The organism is Bradyrhizobium sp. CCBAU 11361 (assembly GCF_028128935.1).
Classification (GTDB): Bacteria; Pseudomonadota; Alphaproteobacteria; order Rhizobiales; family Xanthobacteraceae; genus Bradyrhizobium; species Bradyrhizobium niftali.
This window is the reverse complement of the sequence record NZ_LBJZ01000199.1, coordinates 68,706-89,861: the sequence shown is the minus strand read 5'-3', so window position 1 is coordinate 89,861 and position 21,156 is coordinate 68,706. Positions and strand designations below refer to the sequence as shown.

Sequence of the window (21,156 nt, the reverse complement as noted above, 5' to 3'; positions counted from 1 at the left end):
CAGCCGTATTAAGAGGCCCCTGATAGCCATATCTGCGACCGGATGACAAACGATATGCTCGACACGAAGCCCTCCGCCACGCGCCGGATCCCCCTCGTCATCGCCACCGTGGCGGTCGGCGGGCTGGCCGGCTTCGCTGCGCTGTACGGGCTGGGCCTGAGCCGGGCGCCTACAGGCGATCCGGCCTGCCGGGCGGCAGTGGCTACGGCGCAGAAAATCGCCCCGCTCGCCCATGGCGAGGTGGCGGCGCTGACCATGGCGAGCGCACCCTTGAAGCTGCCCGACCTCGCTTTCGAGGACGCCGACGGCAAGCCGAGAAAGCTGTCCGATTTCCGCGGCAAGACGCTGCTGGTGAACCTCTGGGCCACCTGGTGCGTGCCGTGTCGGAAGGAAATGCCTGCGCTGGACGAGCTCCAGGGCAAGCTTTCGGGCCCGAATTTCGAGGTGGTGGCGATCAATATCGATACCCGCGACCCCGAGAAGCCCAAAACCTTCCTGAAAGAGGCCAATCTGACCCGGCTCGGCTATTTCAACGATCAGAAAGCCAAGGTTTTCCAGGATCTTAAGGCCATAGGCCGGGCCCTGGGCATGCCGACCTCGGTGCTGGTCGACCCGCAGGGTTGCGAGATCGCGACGATCGCGGGGCCGGCGGAATGGGCGAGCGAGGACGCGCTCAAGCTGATCCGGGCTGCGACGGGCAAGGCCGCCGCGTCGCTTTAGGCGGTGACGTTCAGATTATTGCCGACACCCGCGCCGACATTGGCGAGCGAGGGCTGGCCGGCGCCCATCAGCGTCAGGACGGTGGATTTCTCCATATCCATGTTCTGCTTGGTCAGCGTCGCCGCGATATTCGACTGCAACGCGCCTTGCTGAGCGGCCAGCATGGTGCTGACCATTGCCATCATGTCCATTACGCGAACCCTCGTACCGGGCGCAGCCTAGGCGCGAGCGGTTAACGCGACATGAATTGTCACAGTGCTGTAGGGTGGGTTAGCCGAAGGCGTAACCCACCACTGTGTGTCTCCGCGGAGGCGAAAGCGGTGGGTTACACCTGCGGACTGCGCTTCGCGCAGCCGCAAGCTAACCCACCATACGACATCAGCGCGTCGGAACCGGCTTGGCGCCGCGGTAGTCGTAGAAGCCGCGCTGGGTCTTGCGGCCGAGCCAGCCGGCCTCGACGTATTTCACCAAGAGCGGGCACGGACGGTACTTGGAGTCGGCGAGGCCCTCGTGCAGCACCTGCATGATCGACAGGCAGGTATCGAGGCCGATGAAATCGGCAAGCTCGAGCGGGCCCATCGGATGGTGCGCCCCGAGCTTCATCGCCGCGTCGATCGCCTCGACGTTGCCGACGCCTTCGTACAGCGTGTAGATCGCCTCGTTGATCATCGGCAGCAGGATGCGGTTGACGATGAAGGCCGGGAAATCCTCGGAGACTGCGACCTGCTTGCCGAGCTTGGCGACGAATTCCTTGGACGCCTCGAAGGTCGCATCGTCGGTGGCGATGCCGCGGATCAGCTCCACCAGCTCCATCAGTGGCACCGGATTCATGAAGTGAATGCCGATGAAGCGCTCGGGCCGGTCGGTGGCGGCGGCAAGGCGCGTGATCGAGATCGAGGACGTATCCGAGGCGACGATCGCCTCGGGCTTCAACACGGCGCAGAGCTCGTGGAAGATCTTGCGCTTGACCTCCTCCTTCTCGACCGCGGTCTCGATCACGAGATCGCAGTCGGCGAGGTCGTCGAGCTTCTCGGCGGCCACGATGCGCGACAGCGCCTTGGTCTTGGCCTCCTCGGTGACGGCCTTCTTGGAGACCTGGCGGGCCAGATTGCCATTGATGGTGGCCATGCCCGACTTGAGGCGATCGGCCGAAACGTCGTTGAGCACCACGTCGAAGCCAGCCAGCGCCGCAACATGCGCGATGCCATTGCCCATCTGACCCGCGCCGATCACGCCGACCTTCTTGATCACTGCCGCCATAATGTCATCCACCGGAACGGCGCGCATATCGCGCCTGTCTATCCCCCAAGCCGGGAGGTCTGATTTGATCAGAACCGTGATTTAATCAGAACCTGGGCTCGAAACCTAGATTGGATCGCTCCCCCGGCGTGCCCCACGCCAAAGAAAACGCCTCAAAAATGAAACACCGGCCGGAGTTTATACCTCCGGCCGGTGTTTTGAACGTCTTTTACTTGCCGAGCTTGCCGAGTTCGGCCGTCAGCTCCGGAACCGCCTGGTAGAGGTCGGCGACCAGGCCGTAATCGGCGACCTGGAAGATCGGCGCGTCCTCGTCCTTGTTGATCGCGACGATCACCTTGGAGTCCTTCATGCCGGCCAGATGCTGGATCGCGCCGGAAATGCCCACCGCGACATAGAGCTCGGGGGCGACGACCTTGCCGGTCTGGCCGACCTGCCAGTCGTTCGGCGCATAGCCGGCGTCCACCGCCGCGCGCGAGGCACCGACGCCGGCGCCGAGCTTGTCGGCGAGCGGCTCGATGTATTTGGCGAAATTCTCGCGGCTCTGCATGGCGCGGCCACCGGAGACGATGATCTTCGCCGAGGTCAGCTCGGGACGGTCGCTCTTGGCGACCTCCTCGCCGACGAAGGACGACAGGCCCGGATCGGCCGCCGCCTGAACGCTCTCGACCGGCGCGCTGCCGCCTTCGCCCGCCGCGGCGAAGGTGGAGGTCCGCACTGTGATGACCTTCTTGGCGTCCTTCGACTTCACCGTCTGGATGGCGTTGCCGGCATAGATCGGACGCTCATAGGTGTCGGGGGCGACAACCTTGATGATCTCGGAGACCTGCATGACGTCGAGCAGGGCTGCGACGCGCGGCATCACGTTCTTGAAGCGCGAGGTCGCGGGCGCGACGATCGCATCATAGGACGGGGCCAGCGAGACGATCAGCGCGGCCAGCGGCTCGGCAAGATCGTGCGCGTAAAGCGCGCCATCGGCGAGCAGCACCTTCTTCACGCCTGCGAGCTTGGCGGCGGCGTCCGCCGCGGCCTTGGCACCCTCGCCGGCCACCAGCACCTCGACGTCCGCACCGAGCGCGGCGGCCGCGGTCAGGGCCTTGTTGGTCGCATCCTTCAACGACGCGTTGTCGTGTTCGGCAATCAGAAGCGTCGTCATCAGAGCACCCCGGCTTCGTTCTTGAGTTTCGACACCAGCTCGGCGACGTCCTTGACCTTGACGCCCGCCTTGCGGCCCGCCGGCTCGGTCGTCTTGAGAACCTCGAGGCGCGCGGTGACGTCGACGCCGTAATCGGCGACGGTCTTCTCCGCGATCGGCTTCTTCTTGGCCTTCATGATGTTGGGCAGCGAGGCGTAGCGCGGCTCGTTGAGACGCAGGTCGGTGGTGACGATCGCCGGTCCCTTGAGCTTCACGGTCTGGAGACCGCCGTCGACTTCGCGGGTGACCTTGAAGTCGCTTCCTTCGACCTCGAGCTTCGAGGCGAAGGTCGCCTGCGACCAGCCGAGCAGCGCGGCCAGCATCTGGCCGGTCTGATTGCTGTCGTCGTCGATCGCCTGCTTGCCGAGGATGATCAGGCCCGGCTGCTCTTCCTCAGCGATCTTCTTCAGGATCTTGGCGACGGCGAGCGGCTCGACGGCGCCCTCTGCCTTCACCAGGATGCCGCGATCGGCGCCCATGGCAAGACCGGTGCGGATCGTCTCCGACGCCTGCGCCGGTCCAATGGAAACCACCACGACCTCGGTGGCCTTGCCACCTTCCTTCAGGCGCAGCGCTTCCTCGACCGCGATTTCATCGAACGGGTTCATCGACATCTTGACGTTGGCGAGTTCAACGCCCGATCCATCGCCCTTGACGCGGACCTTGACGTTGTAATCGACCACCCGCTTTACCGGCACTAAGACCTTCATCGATCCTCTTTCACTCAATTTGGGAAGGGGGTTATCAACTGGCGCGGAACCTAAAGGCCTGACCCGGCCCGGTCAACGCGCGAAGAGGCCAAATTTTAGACCTTGGAAATGGGCCGTTCTAATGGGTCAGCGATTCTGGCCCGGAACCCAGAGCACGTCGCCGGCGCCGTTATGGTTGGCTGCGCGGCTGGCCACGAACAGGAAGTCCGACAGGCGATTCATATATTGGATACCAGCGGCGCCGACCGGCTCGCCCGGCTGGGCCGCCAGTTCCACCATCACGCGTTCCGCCCTGCGGCATATCGTGCGTGCGACATGCAGGTAGGCGGCGGCGGGCGTGCCGCCGGGCAGCACGAAGGAGGTGAGCGGCGCGAGCTTGTCGTTGAGCGCGTCGATGTCGTGCTCGAGCCGCTCGACCTGGCTTGCCACTACCCGCAGCCGTTCGGCCTTTTTAGTTTCCTTGCCTTCCCGCTCCGGCACCGCGAGGTCGGCGCCGAGATCGAACAGATCGTTCTGGATGCGGCCGAGCATGGCATCGAGCTCGGGCGTATCATGGGTATGGAGACGCACGACGCCGATCGCGGCATTGGTCTCGTCCACGGTGCCATAGGCTTCGATGCGCAGATCGTATTTCGGACGGCGTTCGCCCGAGCCGAGCGCTGTCGTGCCGTCGTCACCGGTCTTCGTATAGATGCGATTCAGCACAACCATGTTCAGCGCCCCATCGCCCAGACCGCGATCATGGCAATGACGATCGCCACGAACTGAAGCAGCACGCGCCAGCGCATCAGCTTCTGCGAGGTGTTGGGCGAGCCGCCCCGCATCATGTTGACGAGACCGAGCAGCAGCACCAACGCCACGGCGCCGGCCGCCACCGGCAGGATGAAAGTACTCAGGAGAGATGCCATCGGGGGTAGATAACACCGTGCGCGCCGGTCCGCCATCTCCCCACCCGTCATTCCGGAGCGCGCCACCGGGTCGCGCTTTGCGCGGTCCCGTCGCATCGCCCCGGAATGGCGACTGGGTTGGTTGGCGATCTGGCTTTTAGGCCAATAATATCAGAAGCTGGCTGGATGATTTCCGATTTGCGTCCATCGCCGGCCCTCGCCTCTCCCCGCTTGCGGGGAGAGGCCGACGCGCGCAACGCGCGGCGGGTGAGGGGGGCTCTCCGCGAGGACGGTGACAGAGGGATTCGCGGAGACTCCCCCTCACCCGGAATCCGCGCTACGCGCGCATTCCGGCCTCTCCCCGCAAGCGGGGAGAGGCGAAGCCGGAGCAAGCCGTGAAAGCCATCCGCTACATCTACGTCGTCGTGATGGATGCGTTCTACACGTTCCTGGCCGATGACGGCTGGGCGATCGCGAGCCACATTGCGCTGTCGACGCTGATGGCGCTGTTCCCGTTCCTGATCGTGCTGACCTCGCTCGCCGGCTTCTTCGGTTCCAAGGAGCTCGCCGACCAGGCCGCCAGCCTGATGCTCGAGGTCTGGCCCAAGCAGGTCGCCGACAGCCTTTCCGGCGAGATCCACGACGTGCTGACCACGACCCGCACCGGCGTGCTGACCATCGGCGCGGCGCTGTCGGTCTATTTCGCCTCGAACGGCGTCGAGGCGCTCCGCGTCGCGCTCAACCGCGCCTATGCGGTGGTGGAGATGCGGCGCTGGTACTGGCTGCGGCTGGAATCGATCGGCTATACGCTGGTTGCGGCCTTCACCGCGCTTGCCATGGCGTTCCTGATCGTGCTCGGCCCGCTCATCATCGAGGCGACGCGGCGCCACATCCCGCTGTTCGTCGAGTCTAACGAGAGCATCCTCACCTGGCTGCGCTACGGCATCACCATCGGCGCGCTGGTGGTGGCGCTGATCATCCTGCATGCGTGGGTGCCGGCGGGGCGGCGCAGCTTCCTGCAGATCCTGCCCGGCATCGTCTTCACCGTGGTGGCGTCGCTGATCTCGGGCATCGTGTTCGGGCAATATCTGGCGCGCTTCGCCAACAATTACGTGACGATGTATGCGGGGCTGGCCTCGGTGATCATCGCGCTGGTGTTTCTGTATTTCATCGCCGCGATCTTCGTCTACGGCGGCGAGCTCAACGCCGCGATCATCAAGTCGCGACTTCCTCACGGCGTGTCGCTACAAGCAGCGCAGTCGCTAAAGCACGCGGAGACACGGGCTTGACCAGGAAGGCGTCGGCGCCCGCCTCGCGCGAGGCCGCCTCGTCCTCGCCGCGCCCGGACACGCCGATGATGGGGATTCGAGCGAGCGGCGCCGGCATGGTGCGGATCCGCCGGATGGCCTCGACGCCGTCGATGCCCGGCAGCACCATGTCCATCAGCACCGCGTCGAAGGCCCCCTGCGCGAGCCGGTTCACCGCATCCTCGCCGCGTCCGATGAACTCGGCATGATGGCCGAGCTCGGTCAAAATGGTGTTGAGCACGACGCGGCCGAACGGATTGTCCTCGACGCTGAGCACGCGCAGCGCGGCCGCCGCATCGGCCTCGGCCTCGCCCTTCGCCTTGCGGGACCTGGCCGGCCCCGCCGCGTCCAGCGACACCGTCAATGTGAAGGTGGCGCCGCCGCCGCGTCGCGGTGCGACCGAGATGTCGCCGCCCATCGCGCGCGCCAGCTGCTTCACCGAGGATAGTCCGAGCCCGGCGCCGCCGAAGCGCGAGGCGATGGTGACATTGGCCTGGGTGAAGGGGCGGAACAACCGCTTGATCTCGGCCATGGTCAGGCCGATGCCGCTGTCGGACACCGCGAAGGCGACGCCAACCCTGCCCTTCGTCTTGTCTCTTTTCCTGCCTTTGGCCGGACGCCAGGGCGCGACCACGAGCGCCACGCCGCCCTGGTCGGTGAACTTCACGGCATTGTCGATGAGGTTCTCGAGCGCGGCGCGCAGGCGGACGGGATCGCCGACCACCAGCCCCGGCAGCTTTTCGGAGAGCTCGACCTGGGCCTGGAGGCCCTTGGCCGCGGCGCGCCCAGCCAGCGAATCGCCGGAGCTGCGGGCCAGCGCCCGCAGGTCGAACAGGTCCTGCCGCAGCGCGCTGCCGCCCTTTCCGGCCCCCTTGCCGGTCCGGGCAGCGTCCACGAACAGGGTGGCGAGGCTCGCCAGATGCTCGGCGCCGGCCTTGATGGTGTCAGCCCAGCGCCGTTCCCGCTCCCCGAGATCCGAGGTCGCGAGCAGGTCGCTGATCGCAAGAATGCCGGTCAGGGGGGTGCGGACTTCATGGGCAAAGGCGGCAAGTGCCGCCTGGACCACGTCCGGCGTGACCGCCTTGGTGCTGCGCTTGCGCACCTTTCCGGCCGCCCCGGACCGCTTCCGAGGCAGTCGCCTGGACGTCCGCGTGGTGCGCGCTGCCCGCGTTTTCGCCGCCATAATTCCCCTTCGAAGTATCCCCTTCGAACCCCGGGCTGTCCGATAAGCATGGCACGGCGGAACACCCGGAGTCACGGCGGTGTTTGGCTAAACCCCAGAGAAACTTAACCTAATCCCACCAGACGGCGGATGCTGGCGGGCGATGCACCGGCGTCGCGCAACTCCCGCAGGCCGGTCGAGCTGCTCGATTTCGACAGCTTCCGCCCGGCTTCGTCCCGAATCAGCGCGTGGTGGCGGTAGGCGGGTTCCAGCAGGCCCAGCAGGGTTTGCAGCAGGCGGTGGACGGAGGTGGCGTGAAACAGGTCCTGGCCGCGCACCACCTCGCTGATCCCCTGGAGGGCGTCGTCGACGACCACGGACAAATGGTAGCTGGTCGGCGTCTCCTTGCGTGCCAGGATCACGTCTCCCCAGGCCTCGGGCCGTGCGGGAACCACGCCGCGCTCGCCGTCGGGCCCCTCGCCGAGCTCGTTCCAGCCCAGGCTGGCAACGCGCCGGCAGGCAGCCGCCATGTCGAGCCGGAGCGCATAGGGCGCGCCGGATGTGATCAACCGCGCCCGCTCGCCGGCGGGCAGTGACTTGGCGTCTCCGGTGTAAAGCGGCGCGCCGTCGGGATCGCGCGGCCACGGCCCATGGGCCTCGCGCGCGGCGACCAGCTTTGCGATCTCGGCGCGGCTTTCGAAGGCGGGATAGACGAAGCCGAGCGCAGAGAGCTTGTCCAGCGCGGCGCGGTAATCGGAAAGATGCTCCGACTGCCGCCGCACCGGTGTTTCCCAGGCAATGCCGAGCCAGGCGAGATCTTCGTAGATCGCCGTCTCATACTCAGGCCGGCAGCGCGTCGCGTCGATGTCCTCGATCCGCAGCAACAGGCGCCCGCCGGCCTCGCGCGCACGGTCGAAGTTGAGCAGCGCAGAATAGGCGTGGCCGAGATGCAGGAAGCCGTTCGGGCTCGGAGCAAATCGGAAAACGGGTGGCGACATATGGCAGGATCTCGTCATGGCCGGGCTTGACCCGGCCATCCATCTTCCATGACTCTGTTACGATCGGAAAGGGATGCGCCGGTCCCGCCTGCGCCGATGGTTTCGGCGGGCTTCTCGGTATTGGGCCGGCGTAGCTCTAGCAGAGACGGCAAGCCCGCGCATGACGAGTTAGGCCACAATGACCATCCACCTCGAAACCCAGTCCGATCTCGAAGAGGCCATCCAGGCGCTGGTGAAGCGCGATCCGCGGCTCAAGCCCGTGCTTGCGACTGCGGGCATGCCGGCCTTGCGGCGACGCGAACCGGGCTTCCCCGGGCTTGCGCATATCGTCTGCGGGCAGCAGCTCTCGACCGCGAGCGCCGCGGCGATCTGGGGACGGCTGTCGGACGCCTTCGATCCGTTCGATCATGAGGCGGTGGGCCGCGCGCGCACCGACCGGCTGGGACGGCTTGGCCTGTCCGCCGCCAAGATCAAGACGCTGAAACATCTTGCGCGCGAGATCACGGCGGAGCGGCTGAACCTCGACGTGCTCGCAGAGGAAGATGCCGACGCCGCGCATCACACGCTGATCTCGCTGCCCGGTATCGGGCCGTGGACGGCGGACGTCTATCTCCTGTTTTGCCTCGGCCATGGCGATGCCTGGCCGGCCGGCGACCTCGCGGTGCAGGAGGGAATCAAGATCGGCCTCGGCCTTCCGGCGCGGCCGACGGAGAAGCAGATGGCGCCGCTCGCCGAACCCTGGCGTCCGCTGCGCGGCGCGGCGGCGCATCTGTGGTGGAGCTATTACCGCGCGGTGAAGAAGCGTGAGGGCGTCATCGCCGGCGAGGCGAACGCCGTTTTAAACAATGTTGCTGTTGCAAAGCGCCTAGGCGTGAAAGAGAAGATGCCGGCACGGAAAAAGCCGGGACCTTCACCATGACATCGACCGACTTCGTCGTTGCGCGCAACGATCTCGAGCAGTGCAAGCTGATCGAGAGCGCCATTCCGGATGCAGCCGCGCTGCCGGCGGATGCGCTGCTGGTGAAGGTCGAGCGCTTCGCGTTCACCGCCAACAACATCACCTATGCCGTGATGGGCGACGAGCTGAAATACTGGCAGATCTTTCCTGCACCGCAGGGCTTCGGCAACATCCCGGTGTGGGGTTTTGGCGAGGTGATCGCCTCGAAACATCCGAACATCCCGGCAGGCGAGCGCCTGTTCGGCTACTTCCCGATGGCGACGCATCTGGTCATCGAGGCCACCGACGTCAGCAAGCGCGGCTTGCGCGACGGTGCTTCGCATCGGCAGGGCGTGGCGCCGGTCTACAATGCCTATGCGCGCGTCACCGGCGATCCCGCCTACGCCGGCCGGCAGGGCGACTACCAGGCGCTGCTGCGGCCGCTGTTCATGCTGTCGTTCCTGGTCGACGACTTCCTCGCCGAGAACGATGATTTTGGCGCGCGGACCGTGCTGCTGTCGAGCGCCTCGAGCAAGACCGCGTTCGGCCTTGCGCATCTGTTGCACACGCGCGGCCGCAAGGTGATCGGCCTGACCTCAGCCGGGAATACCGGCTTCGTGACGTCGCTCGGATGTTACGACGAGGTCGTCACCTATGACCGCGTGACGTCCTTGCCATCGAATGCGCCGGTCGCCTTCGTCGACATGGCCGGCAACAGCGCCCTGCGCGCCGGACTGCACCGGCATTTTGGCGACCAGATGAAATGCTCAGTGCGCGTCGGATTGACGCATCGCGCCACCGACGCCGACGAAGGAGCCCTGCCCGGCGCAAAACCGCGCTGGTTCTTCGCGCCGGACCATATTCGCAAGCGGGCGAAGGATTGGGGTCCAGGCGGCATCGAGCAGCGCTTTGGCGCGGCGTGGTCGGGCTTTGCGCCGCTGCTTGAGCGGAGCCTCGCCGTCGTCGAGAGCCGCGGGCCGGAGGCCGTGCGGCGAGTTTATCTCGACACGCTGACGGGGCGCATTCCGCCTGAGCAGGGCCACATGCTCTCGCTGCTCGGGTAAAGCGCTTTTGACATGGGCTGATCCAGTATAGCGTTCGACTTCTACTATTGGAGCATGATCTCTTCGGAAAACCGCTACACGCTTTGCGCTACGCGGCCCTCCGGGTCCGGATCATGCTCCAGAGGAAACGCCGCGAAGACGGCCACGAGGTCGCGAATGCTGGACAGGACGAAGGATATTTCCGTCGCTGCGCAGGCCTGGCTCGATGAATTCGCGGGCGCACTCGGCAAGCCGGAATCCGCCGCCGCGCTGGACCGCCTCTTCCTCGCCGAGAGCTTTTGGCGCGATGTGCTGGCGCTGAGCTGGAACTTGCAAACGCTGGCCGGCCGTAGCGCGATCGCTCAGGCGTTGGCCGCGCTCGCGTCCAGGGCTGCGCCGATCCATTTCGAGATCGCACCGAACCGTGCCGCACCGCGCTGGGTGACGCGCGCCGGCACCAGCAACATCGAAGCCATCTTCAACTTCGAAACCGCGCTCGGCCGCTGCAGCGGCATCCTGCGGCTCGTGCCTGATAATACCGACGGCGACCGGTTGAAGGCGTGGACGCTGCTGACCGCGCTCGACGAGCTCAAAGGTTTCGAGGAACAGCTCGGCACGTCACGACCACGCGGCCATGCCTATTCGCGCGATTTCCGCGGGCCGAACTGGCTCGACCAGCGCAACACCGCGCGCGACTATGCCGATCGCGACCCGGCCGTGCTGGTGGTCGGCGGCGGCCAGGCCGGGCTCGCCATCGCGGCACGGCTGAAGCAGTTGAAGGTCGATACCTTGATCATCGATCGCGAGACGCGGATCGGCGACAATTGGCGCAAGCGCTATCACGCGCTCACCCTGCACAACCAGGTGCAGGTCAATCACCTGCCCTACATGCCGTTCCCGCTGAACTGGCCAGTCTATATCCCCAAGGACAAGCTCGCCAACTGGTTCGAGGCTTACGTCGATGCCATGGAGCTGAACTTCTGGACCGGCACCGAATTCGGAGGTGGCTCTTACGACGAGGCGAACGGCCGCTGGACCGTCACGCTGCGCCGCGCCGACGGCAGCAAGCGCACCATGCATCCGCGCCATGTGGTGATGGCGACCGGCGTCAGCGGCATCGCCAATGTTCCTGACATTCCGACCCTCGCCAATTTCAAGGGCACGCTGGTGCATTCCAGCCGCTACGAGGACGGCGAGAACTGGGCAGGCAAGCGCGCCCTTGTCATCGGCACCGGCAACAGCGGCCACGACATCGCGCAGGACCTCCACTCCAGCGGCGCCGAGGTGACGCTGGTGCAGCGTTCGCCGACGCTGGTCACCAATATCGAGCCGTCGGCGCAGCTCGCTTACGCGACCTACAATGAGGGCACGCTCGAGGACAACGATCTGATCGCGACCTCGATGCCGACGCCGCTCGCGAAGAAGACCCATGTGATGCTGACGGAGCAGTCGAAGGAGCTCGACAAGGAACTGCTCGACGGCCTCTCCCGCGTCGGCTTCAAGCTCGACTTCGGCGAGGCCGGCACCGGCTGGCAGTTCAAATACCTCACCCGCGGCGGCGGTTATTACTTCAACGTCGGCTGCGCCAACCTCGTCGTCGAGGGCGCGATCAAGCTGAAGCAGTTTTCCGACATCGAGGGTTTTACCGCCGAAGGCGCGCGGATGAAGGACGGCACGACCATTCCGGCCGACCTGATCGTGCTCTCGACCGGCTACAAGCCGCAGGAATATCTGGTGCGAAAGCTGTTCGGCGATGGCGTCGCCGACCGCGTCGGGCCGGTCTGGGGATTCGGTGAAGGCTTCGAGCTGCGCAACATGTATGCGCGCACGAAGCAGCCCGGCCTGTGGTTCATCGCCGGCAGCCTCGCGCAGTGCCGCATCAACTCGAAATATCTCGCGCTCCAGATCAAGGCCCTCGAGGAAGGGATTTTGGGGCGTGAGGTGGCCCCGACTTGAGCCATTCGTCATTGCGAGCGCAGCGAAGCAATCCAGAGTCTTTCCGCAGAGACAGTCTGGATTGCTTCGCTACGCTCGCAATGACAGTGTGCGGATGATCGTGTGCGGCCAAGACGAACAAGAGGAGTATCCATGCCAGCCATTCTCGGCACCGGCGAGCACCGCTACCGCGTCGTCGAAAATTTCGCCAAGCTACCGGACGGCTGGCAGCTCACCGACGTCGCCTCCGTTGCGGTTGACAGCCGTGACCGCGTCTACGTCTTCAACCGCGGTGCCCATCCGATGGTGGTGCTGGATCGCGAGGGTAATTTCCTGCGCAGTTTTGGCGAGGGCCTGTTCTCGCGCGCGCATGGCCTGCACATCGATGCCGATGACAATCTCTACTGCACCGACGACGGCGACCACACCGTGCGCAAATGCACCACCGACGGCAAGGTGCTGCTGACGATCGGCATCCCGCAAAAGCCGGCGCCGTTCATGAGCGGCGAGCCGTTCCACCGCTGCACCCATACGGCGCTGTCGCCGAAGGGCGAGATCTACGTCTCCGACGGCTATGGCAATGCGCGCGTGCACAAGTTCACGCCCGACGGCAAGCTGATCAAGAGCTGGGGCGAGCCCGGCACCGATCCCGGCCAGTTCAACATCGTGCACAATATCGCGGCCGACGCCGATGGCTGGGTCTACGTTGCCGACCGCGAGAATCATCGCGTGCAGGTGTTCAATGGCGAGGGCAAATTCGAGACGCAGTGGAACAACCTGCACCGGCCCTGCGCGCTGTGCTGCTGCGGCGGCGGCAAGAACCCGACCTTCGTGATCGGCGAGCTGGGCCCCGGCCTCGACATCAACCGCAACGTGCCCAATCTCGGCCCGCGGCTGTCGATCGTGGACGCCAAGGGAAATCGCATCGCGCGGCTCGGCGGCGAAGCAGGTCCGGGCGTGGCCAGCGGCAAATTCCTGGCCCCCCACGGCATCGCGCTGGACTCGAAGGGCGACATCTATGTCGGCGAGGTCGGCGTCACCAACTGGGCGACGAGCTTCCCGGACGAGGAGATGCCGGCCGTCGTGCGCGCGACGCGGTGCTTGCAGAAGCTGGAACGGGTACGGGAGTGATCCAACGGCGCCGCCGCGAAGAGATGACGCGCTTTTGAAGTGCCGCTCCCTCCCCAGCGTCGTCCTGGCGAAAGCCAGGACCCACTACCCCAGGGAGTGGTTTGGTGAAGACAGGTTGCCGCGCGGTACTGGGACCCCGCATCACGGATGGATTCCGCGGTATGGGTCCTGGCTTTCGCCAGGACCACAGCGGAGAACGAGGCCGCGTCGTACGATATGTGTCGGCCTATGGAGACGCCCTCGCGCCACCCGGTCCGGCGCCTTGACCGTGAAGGCGGTTCCGCGGTTGCCCCGCATGGACCCCTCCCCGAATCGCGGCGTTTTTGCGCGTTTTGCCACCCCGCCGCCGCATTGCCTGCGCCTGAATAAGTCGCTCAACGGGCTTCACAATCCCGTCACGCTGCATGTAGTATGTCAATACATGCTGCTTCGCAGCGTACATGGAGGCCGGGAGCGTTACTTGAACGCACATGTCTCGCAAGGCAGTTGGCCGGTGTTGGTGCTGAATGCGGACTTCCGGCCGCTGAGTTACTACCCACTGTCTCTGTGGTCGTGGCAGGACGCGATCAAGGCGGTGTTCCTCGACCGCGTCAACATCGTCGCGCATTACGATCAGGCGGTCCGAAGTCCCACGCTGGAAATGCAGCTGCCGAGCGTGGTCTCGCTCAAATCCTTCGTCAAGCCGACCACCCACCCCGCCTTCACCCGTTTCAACGTCTTCCTCCGCGACCGCTTCAATTGCCAATATTGCGGCTCGCCCGAAGACCTCACCTTCGATCACATCATCCCGCGCAGCAAGGGCGGCCAGACCACCTGGGAAAACGTGGTCGCGGCGTGCTCGCCCTGTAACCTGCGCAAGGGCAACCTTACGCCAGCGCAAGCCAGGATGTTTCCGCGCCAGAGCGCCTTCGCGCCGACCGTGCACCAGCTCCACCGCAACGGCCGCATGTTCCCGCCGAACTATCTGCACGACAGCTGGCTGGACTATCTCTACTGGGATACCGAGCTGGATCCGTAGGACGGGCGAATACACTCACACCCCGATCGCATTCCTTGCCACCACGTCGCGATAGAACGCGGCACTCAGCTTCGGCACCCTCGCCTGCGTCTCGAAGTCGACCCGATACAGGCCGAAGCGTTTCCCGTAGCCGAAGATCCATTCAAAGTTGTCCATCAGGCTCCACAGGAAATAGCCGCGGATCGGCACCCCTTCCGTGACCGCGCGCTGCATCTGGGTCAGATAGTTGCGCAGGAACATGATGCGGTCGAGGTCGTAGACCTGGCCGTCGGCGGCGATCTTGTCCTCGGACGAGGTGCCGTTCTCGCTGATGTAGATGGTCTCGATGTTCCAGATCTTCGCGGCGAGGCGCGGCGCCCAGTAGATCACTTCGGGGCCGATCCGCAGCCATTCCGAATTCATGTGCGGGAACGAGGTGGGGAACGGCAGCACGTGGAAGCCGGGCGCGCGGTCGGAGGCGGTGACATAGAACTGCGGTGCGTAGATGTTGAGGCCGACGAAGTCGTTCGGCGTGCCGATGATCTTCAACTCCTCAGGCGTGAATTTCGGCGCGTTCGCGCCGGCATAGGCGAGGAAGCCGTCGGTATACTTGCCCTCCAGCACCACGCCGAGGAAGCCGGCGTTGAGCTCGCGCGTCGCAATCTCGGCGGCACGGATGTTTTCCGGCGTTGCGATCGCCGGCACGCAGGCCGCGATATTCTCGGCTGCGCCCACCCTTGTGCCGGCGCGCCCTGAGGCGCGGATCGCCTGCACGGCAAGCCCGTGCGCCAGCGCGACGTGATGGCGGACCTGGTTCAGCTGCGCCGCCGGCAGCTTGAGGCCGGGCGCGTCGATGCCCCAGCCGTAGCCGAAATTCACGAAGCGCCCGACCTCGTTCACGGTGAAGATGTTTTTTACGCGATCGGTCAGGCGTGCGGCGACGTACGCGGCGTAGTCGGCAAAGGCCTTCGAGGTGTCGCTCGACTGCCAGCCGCCGACGCGGTCCTGGAGCGCCTGCGGCAGGTCCCAGTGATAGAGCGTGGCGTAGGGCTCAATGCCGTTCGCGAGCAGCTCGTCGACCAGGCGACTGTAGAAATCGAGCCCCTTGGGATGGGGCCGACCCGCCCCATCGGGAAACACCCGCGGCCACGCGATCGAGAAGCGGTAGGCCTTGACGCCGAGCGCCTTGATCAGCGCGACGTCCTCCTTGTAGCGGTGATAATGCTCGTTGGCGCGGTCGCCCGTGGAGCCGTCCTCGATCTTGCCGGGCGTGTGGCTGAAAATGTCCCAGATCGATTTGCCGCGGCCGTCCTCGTTGACGGCGCCTTCGATCTGGTAGGACGAGGTCGCGGTGCCCCACAAGAAATCCTTCGGGAACGGCGCGCCGCGCCCGGCCGATGCTGGCGTTTCGCTCTCCGCAGCGCTGACGCCCGTCGCCGCTCCCAGCGCGGCAAGGCCGGCGAGCTTGGCAAGATGACGCCGCGAGAAATCCGCCGACATATCTATCTCCGCGCCTGCTCCATCTCGATCTGATAGGCGGAAACCCGGTCGATCTCGAATGCGACGGCCGGCGGTGATTCCGCATCGACGGGACCGACGCCGATAAAGAACTTCGATCCGATCGCGAGATTGACGATCATGTACATGGGATCGTCGAAGCCGATCGGCACCTTGATGTCGGACACCGGCTTGCGGTCGATGAAATAGACCAGGCGATCCTCCTCCCACAGCACACCGTAATTGTGGAATGTGCTCGAGGCGTCGCCGACCGCGAAGTCGAAGCCGCAGGACTGGATCTTCTGGGTCGACGGAATCCGCCAATGCGTCGTCATCACGAGATCGCCCGGCCGCTCACCCCGGCCTTCCAGCACGTCGACCTCCGGCGGCCAGCCGCCGTCGTCCGCCAGCATCCAGAACGCCGGCCACACCGCATGGCCGACCGGGAGCTTGGCGCGGATTTCGAAATAGCCATGCTTCTGCGCGAACGTGCCCTGCGTCGTCAGGATCCCGGAGATGTACTCGTTGTTGAACAGAACGGACTTCAATTCCGGCGGTGTACGGCTCGCGACGATCGAGAGCACGCCGTCCTTCACCTTGAACGGATCGAGCCCGAGCGGCGCCGCGGCGCGCCCCGAGTAGCGCGGATCGACATAGATCTGCTGCTCGCCATTGGCGCTGGTCTTGCGCTTGAAGTCGGAGCCGTCGCCGCCCCAGTAGCGCGCCTCCGGCCACGCCGCGCCGCCGGCATAGTGCGGCACCCAGCGTCCGCCCGACAGCGGATGCTCGTCAAAATCCTCGTTGAACGTCCGCCGCAGCGGCAGGAAGATCAGCGAGGCAGGATTGACCGTTTCGAGCTTGCGGCATTCGATCGTGGACGGATCGGTCGTCACCTGCAGCGACATGGTGCCGGGCGCGTCGTCGAGATCGTCCGGCACCGCGCCCAGCGCTGGCACGGCGGACAGACTGATTGCGACCAGAGCGCTCCTCGTCCAACGGCCGTTCATCGCTGCACATCGAAGGTATAAGGAAACGGACCGAGGCTAACGCGCCCGCATTGGAGCGAGCAAGAGCGGCCAGGCGGCCGCGGACGAATTTGGGGGCACCGCCCGCACGCGCGACCCATATTTTCGTGCACTTGCACAAACTGGACACCGCCATGGACCGCGGTCGGCTTGTGGCGCGGCCGATCGCCGGGGACGGAACCCGAGGCGCCCGGATCCGTTCAAGGTGGAGGCCGGCCGGATGTATCGCGACAGACGTATCCGGGCCCGTCACAGCACAAGGGGAGACGCGCCATGCCCACAGCCGAGAAGGATCACGTCTACAAGATCCTGGATCTGGTCGGATCATCCGAAACTTCGATCGAGGATGCGATCAAGAACGCGATCAGCCGCGCCGCCAAGACCATCCGCGAGATGAAATGGTTCGAGGTGGTGCAGACGCGCGGCCACATCGAGAACAACGCCGTGCGCCACTATCAGGTGACGCTGCGGGTCGGGTTTACACTGGAAGAGTGAGGCAGGGACGCCAGGCGAATCCGGCGTGAGGTCAGCGTGGTTAACAACCTCCGACGATAACCCGTCGAAACATCGAGGACTGGTTCCGGCCGAATACGGGATTCACACAATCAGCGCGGATGACGCAACAGCCCGTTAAGACCAAAGTGAGAGGTTTGCTCCGAAATGGAGCAAGCCTGATGAGTACGGGCCGCGACCTCGGAAAGACGCGTCTTCCGCTCTGGGCGGCGGGTTTCGTCATGCTGACCTGCTTCGCCATCCTGGGCTTGAGCGGCTGGCGCGAATGGGAATCGCGCAATGCCGAGCTCAGAACCGCCGAAATCGACGTGGCCAACCTCGCGCATTCGCTGGTCCAGCATGCCGACGACACGTTCGAGCTCGTCGATACTATCCTCGTCGGGCTGGTCCATCGGCTCGAGCTCGATGGAACGGGTCCGGACACGATCGCAAAACTCCAGACCTATCTGCCGACCCGCAAATCATCGGACCGCATCCGCGGCATCTTCGTCTATGACGAGACCGGCCGCTGGCTTGCCACGACCGAGCAGGTTGACTTCTCCAAATTCAACAACAGCGACCGCGAATATTTCCAGCGCCATCGCGACTCGCCGGATCCGGGCACGCTGATCGGACGACCCATCAAGAGCCGCGCCGGCGGACAGTGGATCATCACCGCGTCTCGCCGGATCAACCACCCCGACGGCAGCTTCGCCGGCGTTGCCCTGCTCACGATCGACGTCAGCTATTTCGTCAAGTTCTACGAGCGCTTCGACCTCGGTCCGCACAGCTCGGCGTCGCTGCTGAACAACGACGGCATCATGCTGGCGCGCAGCCGCGACGAGACCGGCGCCTTCGTCGGACGCGACCTGTCCAACGCGCCGCTGTTCAAGCAATGGAAAACCCGTCCGGCTGCGGCAGTCTACTATTTCAAGTCGCCGTTGGATGACGTGCAGCGGCTCAGCTACTACCAGCGCAGCAGCCGCTATCCCCTGATGGTGCTGGCGAGCAAGTCGCAGGACGACGTACTGGCCCCTTGGCGTCGCGCGGCGGTCGCACGCATGACCGTTGTCGTCGGCCTCGTCCTGCTGATCGCGGCGATCGGCTTCTACCTGGTCCGTCAGCTCTTGCAGCGGCAGCGCATGGCACAGGCTCTGATCGCCAAGGAAGCCCATTTCCGCCTGCTGGCCGAGCAATCCAGCGACATGGTGACCCGGATCGGACTGGACAACCGGCTGATCTACGTTTCTCCGTCATGCGCGCGCATCATCGGCTGGTCTTCCAACGAACTGCTGGGGACGTCGGCCGTGGCCGGGGTTCACGCGGAGGACATGGAACGGGTCGAGCAGGCCATTGCCGCGCTGAAGAACGGCGAGGCGGAGGAGGCAAGGTTCGTCTACCGTCAACGCCATCGCGACAAGGGCGAGATCTGGGCCGAGTCGGCCCTGCACGTGACCCGGGCGTCCGACAGCGGCGAGATCGACGGCGTCGTCGCGGTGGTGCGCGACATGACCGAGCAGAAGGACTTGCAGGACAAGCTCGCCTCGCTCGCGGCGACCGACGGCCTCACCGGGCTCGCCAACCGGCGCGCATTCGATGAGCGCCTCGCGGACGAATGGGCCCGCGCCCGCCGCGACGGCACCCCACTCTCGCTCCTGCTGATCGACGTCGATCATTTCAAGGCGTTCAACGACCATTACGGGCATTTGGCCGGCGACGGCTGCCTGCGCGCGCTGGGGCGGATCCTGTCCGCCCATCCCCGGCGGCCGGCCGACCTCGCGGCGCGCTACGGCGGCGAGGAGTTCGCCGTGCTGCTGCCGAACACCGATGCAGACGGCTGCGCCAGGGTCGGCGAGGAGATTCGCGGCGCGTTGCGCGACCTCGCCATGCTGCACGCGCAGAATCCGCCCTCGCGGCTCGTCACGGTGAGCGTGGGCGCCGCGACGGGGTTTCCATCCGAGACCACGACCGACTCCAGCGCGCTGGTCGCGGCCGCCGACCGCGCGCTCTATGCCGCAAAGGACAGCGGCCGCGACCGGCTGATCGTATCGGGACAGGTCGTGCCCTGGCCCGCGAAGAGCGCGTGACGCAATCGCCGATCTGCGAGGCGTAGCAAACGCTTGCCCTTGCCGGCGTAGCTGCGGATAACGTTCGAAAACTCGCCTTCGAAACGCGCCGCCGCCGACCAGGCAGCATCGCGGCGATCGGCCCTTTCCCGGATTTGTCGCCCGCGTTCGGGCGGGATATGACTGCGATCACGGCCGGAGGTTCGGCCGATCCGAGAGTGCTGCTGTGCCTGATGGGATCAAGCTCGTCCTCTTCGACATGGACAATGTCCTCTGCAGCTACGACAGGGGACAGCGTGTCGCCTGTCTGGCAGAGCTCGCGGGATCGACCAGCGAGTGCGTCCACCAGGCGATCTGGGACAGCGGCTTCGAATCGCTCGGCGATTCCGGCGCTCTCGATGCCGCGGATTATCTGCGAGGCTTCGGCGAGCGCATGGGCTATCCGCTGTCGCTCGACGAGTGGGTGGAGGCGCGGCGCCGTTCAATGCAGGCCGATCGTGCGGTGCTGGAGATTGCCCGACGTCTGCGCGAAACCGTCGATATTGCCGTCCTGACCAACAACACCACGCTGGTCGCCGACCACATCGACACGCTGCTGCCGGACTTGCGGCCGCTGTTCGGCTCCCGGATCTACACCTCGGCCCAGTTCAAGACGGCAAAGCCGGACCCGCGCTGCTATCGCCTCTGCCTGACCGAGCTCGGCGTGATGCCGGAGACCGCGCTGTTCGTCGACGATCTCCCGGCCAATGTTGCCGGCGCGCGCGAGGCGGGCCTGTTCGCGCATCACCACACGTCGGTGCAGGCTTTCAGGCAGGCCCTTTCGGCGTACGACCTGCTTCAGGGCGAATGAATACGCGTCCTGCTTTGCCGGCGTCAGGCCAGATGGCACGCCACGAAATGGCCGCCCGCCCCCTCCTTCAGCTCCGGCGCGCTTTCCGCGCAGCGCGGCTGGGCGATCGGACAACGGGTGTGGAAGTGGCAGCCTGACGGCGGCTTCATCGGGCTCGGCACGTCGCCCTTGAGGCGGATGCGCTCACGCTTGAGCTTGGGATCGGGCACCGGCACCGCTGACAACAGCGCCCTGGTGTAGGGATGCTGCGGGTTGCGGTAGAGGTCGCTGGCCTTCGCCAGCTCGACGATGCGGCCGAGATACATCACCGCGACGCGGTCGGAGATGTGCTCGACCACCGAGAGGTCATGCGCGACGAAGAGATAAGTGAGGTTCAGCTCGGCCTGGAGATCTTCCAGCAGATTGATGACCTGGGCCTGGATCGACACGTCGAGCGCAGAGACCGGCTCGTCGCAGACGATCAGCTTCGGCTCGACCGCGAGCGCGCGCGCGATCACGATACGCTGGCGCTGGCCGCCGGAGAATTCGTGCGGGTAGCGGCGCATGTGCTCGGCCTTGAGCCCGACCTTGACCAGCAGGCTCGCAACGCGCTCCTCCCGCTCCTTGGCCGATGAGCCGAGCTTATGGATGATGAGCGCCTCGCCGAGAATCGCCCCCACCGTCATGCGCGGATTGAGCGAGGCAAACGGATCCTGGAACACGAGCTGCATGTTCCGCCGCATCGCGCGCAGATCGTTGCCACCGAGCTGGCGCACGTCCTGACCGTCGAACACGACCTCGCCGTCGGTCGGCTCGATCAGGCGCAGCACGCAGCGCCCCGTCGTCGACTTGCCGCAGCCGGATTCGCCCCCCCCCCCCCCCCCCCCCCCCCCCCCCCCCCCCCCCCCCCCCCCCCCCCCCCCCCCCCCCCCCCCCCCCCCCCCCCCCCCCCCCCCCCCCCCCCCCCC

The 21,156-nt window shown here is 65.6% G+C and carries 20 protein-coding genes and 1 pseudogene; 10 read left to right on the top strand and 11 right to left on the bottom strand.

Annotated elements, in window-relative coordinates; translation table 11 throughout:
- Positions 1 to 54: 54 nt before the first annotated feature.
- Positions 55 to 720, top strand: a complete 666-nt coding sequence (gene tlpA, locus XI08_RS41955) for a thiol:disulfide interchange protein TlpA (RefSeq protein ID WP_271578922.1) — start codon at positions 55 to 57, stop codon at positions 718 to 720.
- On the opposite strand, the gene XI08_RS41950 is transcribed toward tlpA, so the two are convergent.
- From XI08_RS41950 to XI08_RS41925, 6 genes are all read right to left on the bottom strand, one after another.
- Positions 717 to 911, bottom strand: coding sequence for a hypothetical protein (locus XI08_RS41950; RefSeq protein WP_027544315.1), 195 nt, complete (start codon positions 909 to 911; stop codon positions 717 to 719). The genes tlpA and XI08_RS41950 overlap by 4 nt on opposite strands.
- A gap of 187 nt (positions 912 to 1,098) precedes the next feature.
- Positions 1,099 to 1,980 (bottom strand): 3-hydroxybutyryl-CoA dehydrogenase, encoded by an 882-nt coding sequence (locus XI08_RS41945; RefSeq protein WP_027544316.1) that lies wholly within the window; start codon positions 1,978 to 1,980, stop codon positions 1,099 to 1,101.
- A gap of 208 nt (positions 1,981 to 2,188) precedes the next feature.
- Positions 2,189 to 3,133, bottom strand: a complete 945-nt coding sequence (locus tag XI08_RS41940) for an electron transfer flavoprotein subunit alpha/FixB family protein (protein ID WP_011084196.1) — start codon at positions 3,131 to 3,133, stop codon at positions 2,189 to 2,191.
- Positions 3,133 to 3,882, bottom strand: a complete 750-nt coding sequence (locus XI08_RS41935) for an electron transfer flavoprotein subunit beta/FixA family protein (protein ID WP_027544317.1) — start codon at positions 3,880 to 3,882, stop codon at positions 3,133 to 3,135. Before XI08_RS41935 ends, XI08_RS41940 begins: the two co-directional genes overlap by 1 nt.
- Positions 3,883 to 4,008: 126 nt before the next feature.
- A complete protein-coding gene (locus XI08_RS41930) occupies positions 4,009 to 4,593 on the bottom strand; it encodes a cob(I)yrinic acid a,c-diamide adenosyltransferase (protein ID WP_271578921.1) in 585 nt (194 codons plus the stop codon).
- 2 nt (positions 4,594 to 4,595) lie between these two features.
- The gene (locus XI08_RS41925) at positions 4,596 to 4,790 is read right to left on the bottom strand and encodes a twin transmembrane helix small protein (RefSeq protein WP_220013735.1); all 195 of its coding nucleotides are present in this window, start codon (positions 4,788 to 4,790) and stop codon (positions 4,596 to 4,598) included.
- Between the two features lie 374 nt (positions 4,791 to 5,164).
- Between XI08_RS41925 and XI08_RS41920 the strand changes: the two genes are divergently transcribed.
- On the top strand, positions 5,165 to 6,058 hold the full coding sequence (locus XI08_RS41920) for a YihY/virulence factor BrkB family protein (RefSeq protein WP_271578920.1): 894 nt from the start codon (positions 5,165 to 5,167) through the stop codon (positions 6,056 to 6,058).
- Here XI08_RS41920 and XI08_RS41915 read toward each other — a convergent pair.
- Both XI08_RS41915 and gluQRS read right to left on the bottom strand, forming a co-directional pair.
- Positions 5,985 to 7,259 carry an ATP-binding protein gene (locus XI08_RS41915; RefSeq protein WP_271578919.1) on the bottom strand — a complete coding sequence of 425 codons (1,275 nt, stop codon included), beginning with the start codon at positions 7,257 to 7,259 and terminating at the stop codon, positions 5,985 to 5,987. The two genes, XI08_RS41920 and XI08_RS41915, sit on opposite strands and share 74 nt — an antisense overlap.
- Before the next feature lie 104 nt (positions 7,260 to 7,363).
- Positions 7,364 to 8,236: a tRNA glutamyl-Q(34) synthetase GluQRS gene (gluQRS, locus tag XI08_RS41910; protein WP_271578918.1), complete on the bottom strand. Its 873-nt coding sequence runs from the start codon at positions 8,234 to 8,236 to the stop codon at positions 7,364 to 7,366.
- 178 nt (positions 8,237 to 8,414) lie between these two features.
- On the opposite strand from gluQRS, the gene XI08_RS41905 reads away from it, so the two are divergent.
- The 5 genes from XI08_RS41905 (at position 8,415) to XI08_RS41885 (ending at position 14,300) form a co-directional block, all read left to right on the top strand.
- Positions 8,415 to 9,155, top strand: a complete 741-nt coding sequence (locus XI08_RS41905) for a DNA-3-methyladenine glycosylase family protein (protein WP_271578917.1) — start codon at positions 8,415 to 8,417, stop codon at positions 9,153 to 9,155.
- Positions 9,152 to 10,237 (top strand): DUF2855 family protein, encoded by a 1,086-nt coding sequence (locus tag XI08_RS41900; RefSeq protein WP_271578916.1) that lies wholly within the window; start codon positions 9,152 to 9,154, stop codon positions 10,235 to 10,237. The genes XI08_RS41905 and XI08_RS41900 overlap by 4 nt, the downstream gene beginning before the upstream one ends.
- A 156-nt stretch (positions 10,238 to 10,393) precedes the next feature.
- Positions 10,394 to 12,172 (top strand): flavin-containing monooxygenase, encoded by a 1,779-nt coding sequence (locus tag XI08_RS41895; protein WP_271578915.1) that lies wholly within the window; start codon positions 10,394 to 10,396, stop codon positions 12,170 to 12,172.
- A 132-nt stretch (positions 12,173 to 12,304) separates the two neighbouring features.
- Positions 12,305 to 13,282 carry a peptidyl-alpha-hydroxyglycine alpha-amidating lyase family protein gene (locus XI08_RS41890; RefSeq protein WP_271578914.1) on the top strand — a complete coding sequence of 326 codons (978 nt, stop codon included), beginning with the start codon at positions 12,305 to 12,307 and terminating at the stop codon, positions 13,280 to 13,282.
- 460 nt (positions 13,283 to 13,742) lie between these two features.
- The gene (locus tag XI08_RS41885) at positions 13,743 to 14,300 is read left to right on the top strand and encodes an HNH endonuclease (protein WP_271578913.1); all 558 of its coding nucleotides are present in this window, start codon (positions 13,743 to 13,745) and stop codon (positions 14,298 to 14,300) included.
- Between the two features lie 15 nt (positions 14,301 to 14,315).
- On the opposite strand, the gene XI08_RS41880 is transcribed toward XI08_RS41885, so the two are convergent.
- Together XI08_RS41880 and XI08_RS41875 are read right to left on the bottom strand one after the other, a co-directional pair.
- Positions 14,316 to 15,779, bottom strand: coding sequence for a GH1 family beta-glucosidase (locus tag XI08_RS41880; RefSeq protein ID WP_271578912.1), 1,464 nt, complete (start codon positions 15,777 to 15,779; stop codon positions 14,316 to 14,318).
- 2 nt (positions 15,780 to 15,781) lie between these two features.
- Complete coding sequence (locus XI08_RS41875) at positions 15,782 to 16,783, bottom strand: glycoside hydrolase family 16 protein (RefSeq protein WP_271578911.1); 1,002 nt, start codon at positions 16,781 to 16,783, stop codon at positions 15,782 to 15,784.
- 291 nt (positions 16,784 to 17,074) lie between these two features.
- Between XI08_RS41875 and XI08_RS41870 the strand changes: the two genes are divergently transcribed.
- The 3 genes from XI08_RS41870 to XI08_RS41860 all read left to right on the top strand — a co-directional run bounded on the left by XI08_RS41870 (position 17,075) and on the right by XI08_RS41860 (position 20,209).
- Positions 17,075 to 17,296, top strand: a complete 222-nt coding sequence (locus XI08_RS41870) for a dodecin (protein ID WP_271578910.1) — start codon at positions 17,075 to 17,077, stop codon at positions 17,294 to 17,296.
- 179 nt (positions 17,297 to 17,475) lie between these two features.
- Positions 17,476 to 19,380 carry a sensor domain-containing diguanylate cyclase gene (locus XI08_RS41865; RefSeq protein WP_271578909.1) on the top strand — a complete coding sequence of 635 codons (1,905 nt, stop codon included), beginning with the start codon at positions 17,476 to 17,478 and terminating at the stop codon, positions 19,378 to 19,380.
- Positions 19,381 to 19,585: 205 nt separating this feature from the next.
- On the top strand, positions 19,586 to 20,209 hold the full coding sequence (locus XI08_RS41860) for an HAD family hydrolase (RefSeq protein WP_333929419.1): 624 nt from the start codon (positions 19,586 to 19,588) through the stop codon (positions 20,207 to 20,209).
- Positions 20,210 to 20,232: 23 nt separating this feature from the next.
- On the opposite strand, the pseudogene XI08_RS41855 reads toward XI08_RS41860, so the two are convergent.
- Positions 20,233 to 21,057, bottom strand: a pseudogene (locus tag XI08_RS41855) (ABC transporter ATP-binding protein); the annotation flags it as partial.
- Positions 21,058 to 21,156 lie beyond the last annotated feature (99 nt).

Bases quoted from the DNA above. Each gene is read 5' to 3' on its own strand.
- tlpA (WP_271578922.1), top strand. From the start codon at position 55: ATGCTCGACACGAAGCCCTCCGCCACGCGCCGGATCCCCCTCGTCATC.
- XI08_RS41950 (WP_027544315.1), bottom strand. From the start codon at position 911: ATGGACATGATGGCAATGGTCAGCACCATGCTGGCCGCTCAGCAAGGC.
- XI08_RS41945 (WP_027544316.1), bottom strand. From the start codon at position 1,980: ATGGCGGCAGTGATCAAGAAGGTCGGCGTGATCGGCGCGGGTCAGATG.
- XI08_RS41940 (WP_011084196.1), bottom strand. From the start codon at position 3,133: ATGACGACGCTTCTGATTGCCGAACACGACAACGCGTCGTTGAAGGAT.
- XI08_RS41935 (WP_027544317.1), bottom strand. From the start codon at position 3,882: ATGAAGGTCTTAGTGCCGGTAAAGCGGGTGGTCGATTACAACGTCAAG.
- XI08_RS41930 (WP_271578921.1), bottom strand. From the start codon at position 4,593: ATGGTTGTGCTGAATCGCATCTATACGAAGACCGGTGACGACGGCACG.
- XI08_RS41925 (WP_220013735.1), bottom strand. From the start codon at position 4,790: ATGGCATCTCTCCTGAGTACTTTCATCCTGCCGGTGGCGGCCGGCGCC.
- XI08_RS41915 (WP_271578919.1), bottom strand. From the start codon at position 7,259: ATGGCGGCGAAAACGCGGGCAGCGCGCACCACGCGGACGTCCAGGCGA.
- gluQRS (WP_271578918.1), bottom strand. From the start codon at position 8,236: ATGTCGCCACCCGTTTTCCGATTTGCTCCGAGCCCGAACGGCTTCCTG.
- XI08_RS41905 (WP_271578917.1), top strand. From the start codon at position 8,415: ATGACCATCCACCTCGAAACCCAGTCCGATCTCGAAGAGGCCATCCAG.
- XI08_RS41900 (WP_271578916.1), top strand. From the start codon at position 9,152: ATGACATCGACCGACTTCGTCGTTGCGCGCAACGATCTCGAGCAGTGC.
- XI08_RS41895 (WP_271578915.1), top strand. From the start codon at position 10,394: ATGCTGGACAGGACGAAGGATATTTCCGTCGCTGCGCAGGCCTGGCTC.
- XI08_RS41890 (WP_271578914.1), top strand. From the start codon at position 12,305: ATGCCAGCCATTCTCGGCACCGGCGAGCACCGCTACCGCGTCGTCGAA.
- XI08_RS41880 (WP_271578912.1), bottom strand. From the start codon at position 15,779: ATGTCGGCGGATTTCTCGCGGCGTCATCTTGCCAAGCTCGCCGGCCTT.
- XI08_RS41875 (WP_271578911.1), bottom strand. From the start codon at position 16,783: ATGAACGGCCGTTGGACGAGGAGCGCTCTGGTCGCAATCAGTCTGTCC.
- XI08_RS41870 (WP_271578910.1), top strand. From the start codon at position 17,075: ATGCCCACAGCCGAGAAGGATCACGTCTACAAGATCCTGGATCTGGTC.
- XI08_RS41865 (WP_271578909.1), top strand. From the start codon at position 17,476: ATGAGTACGGGCCGCGACCTCGGAAAGACGCGTCTTCCGCTCTGGGCG.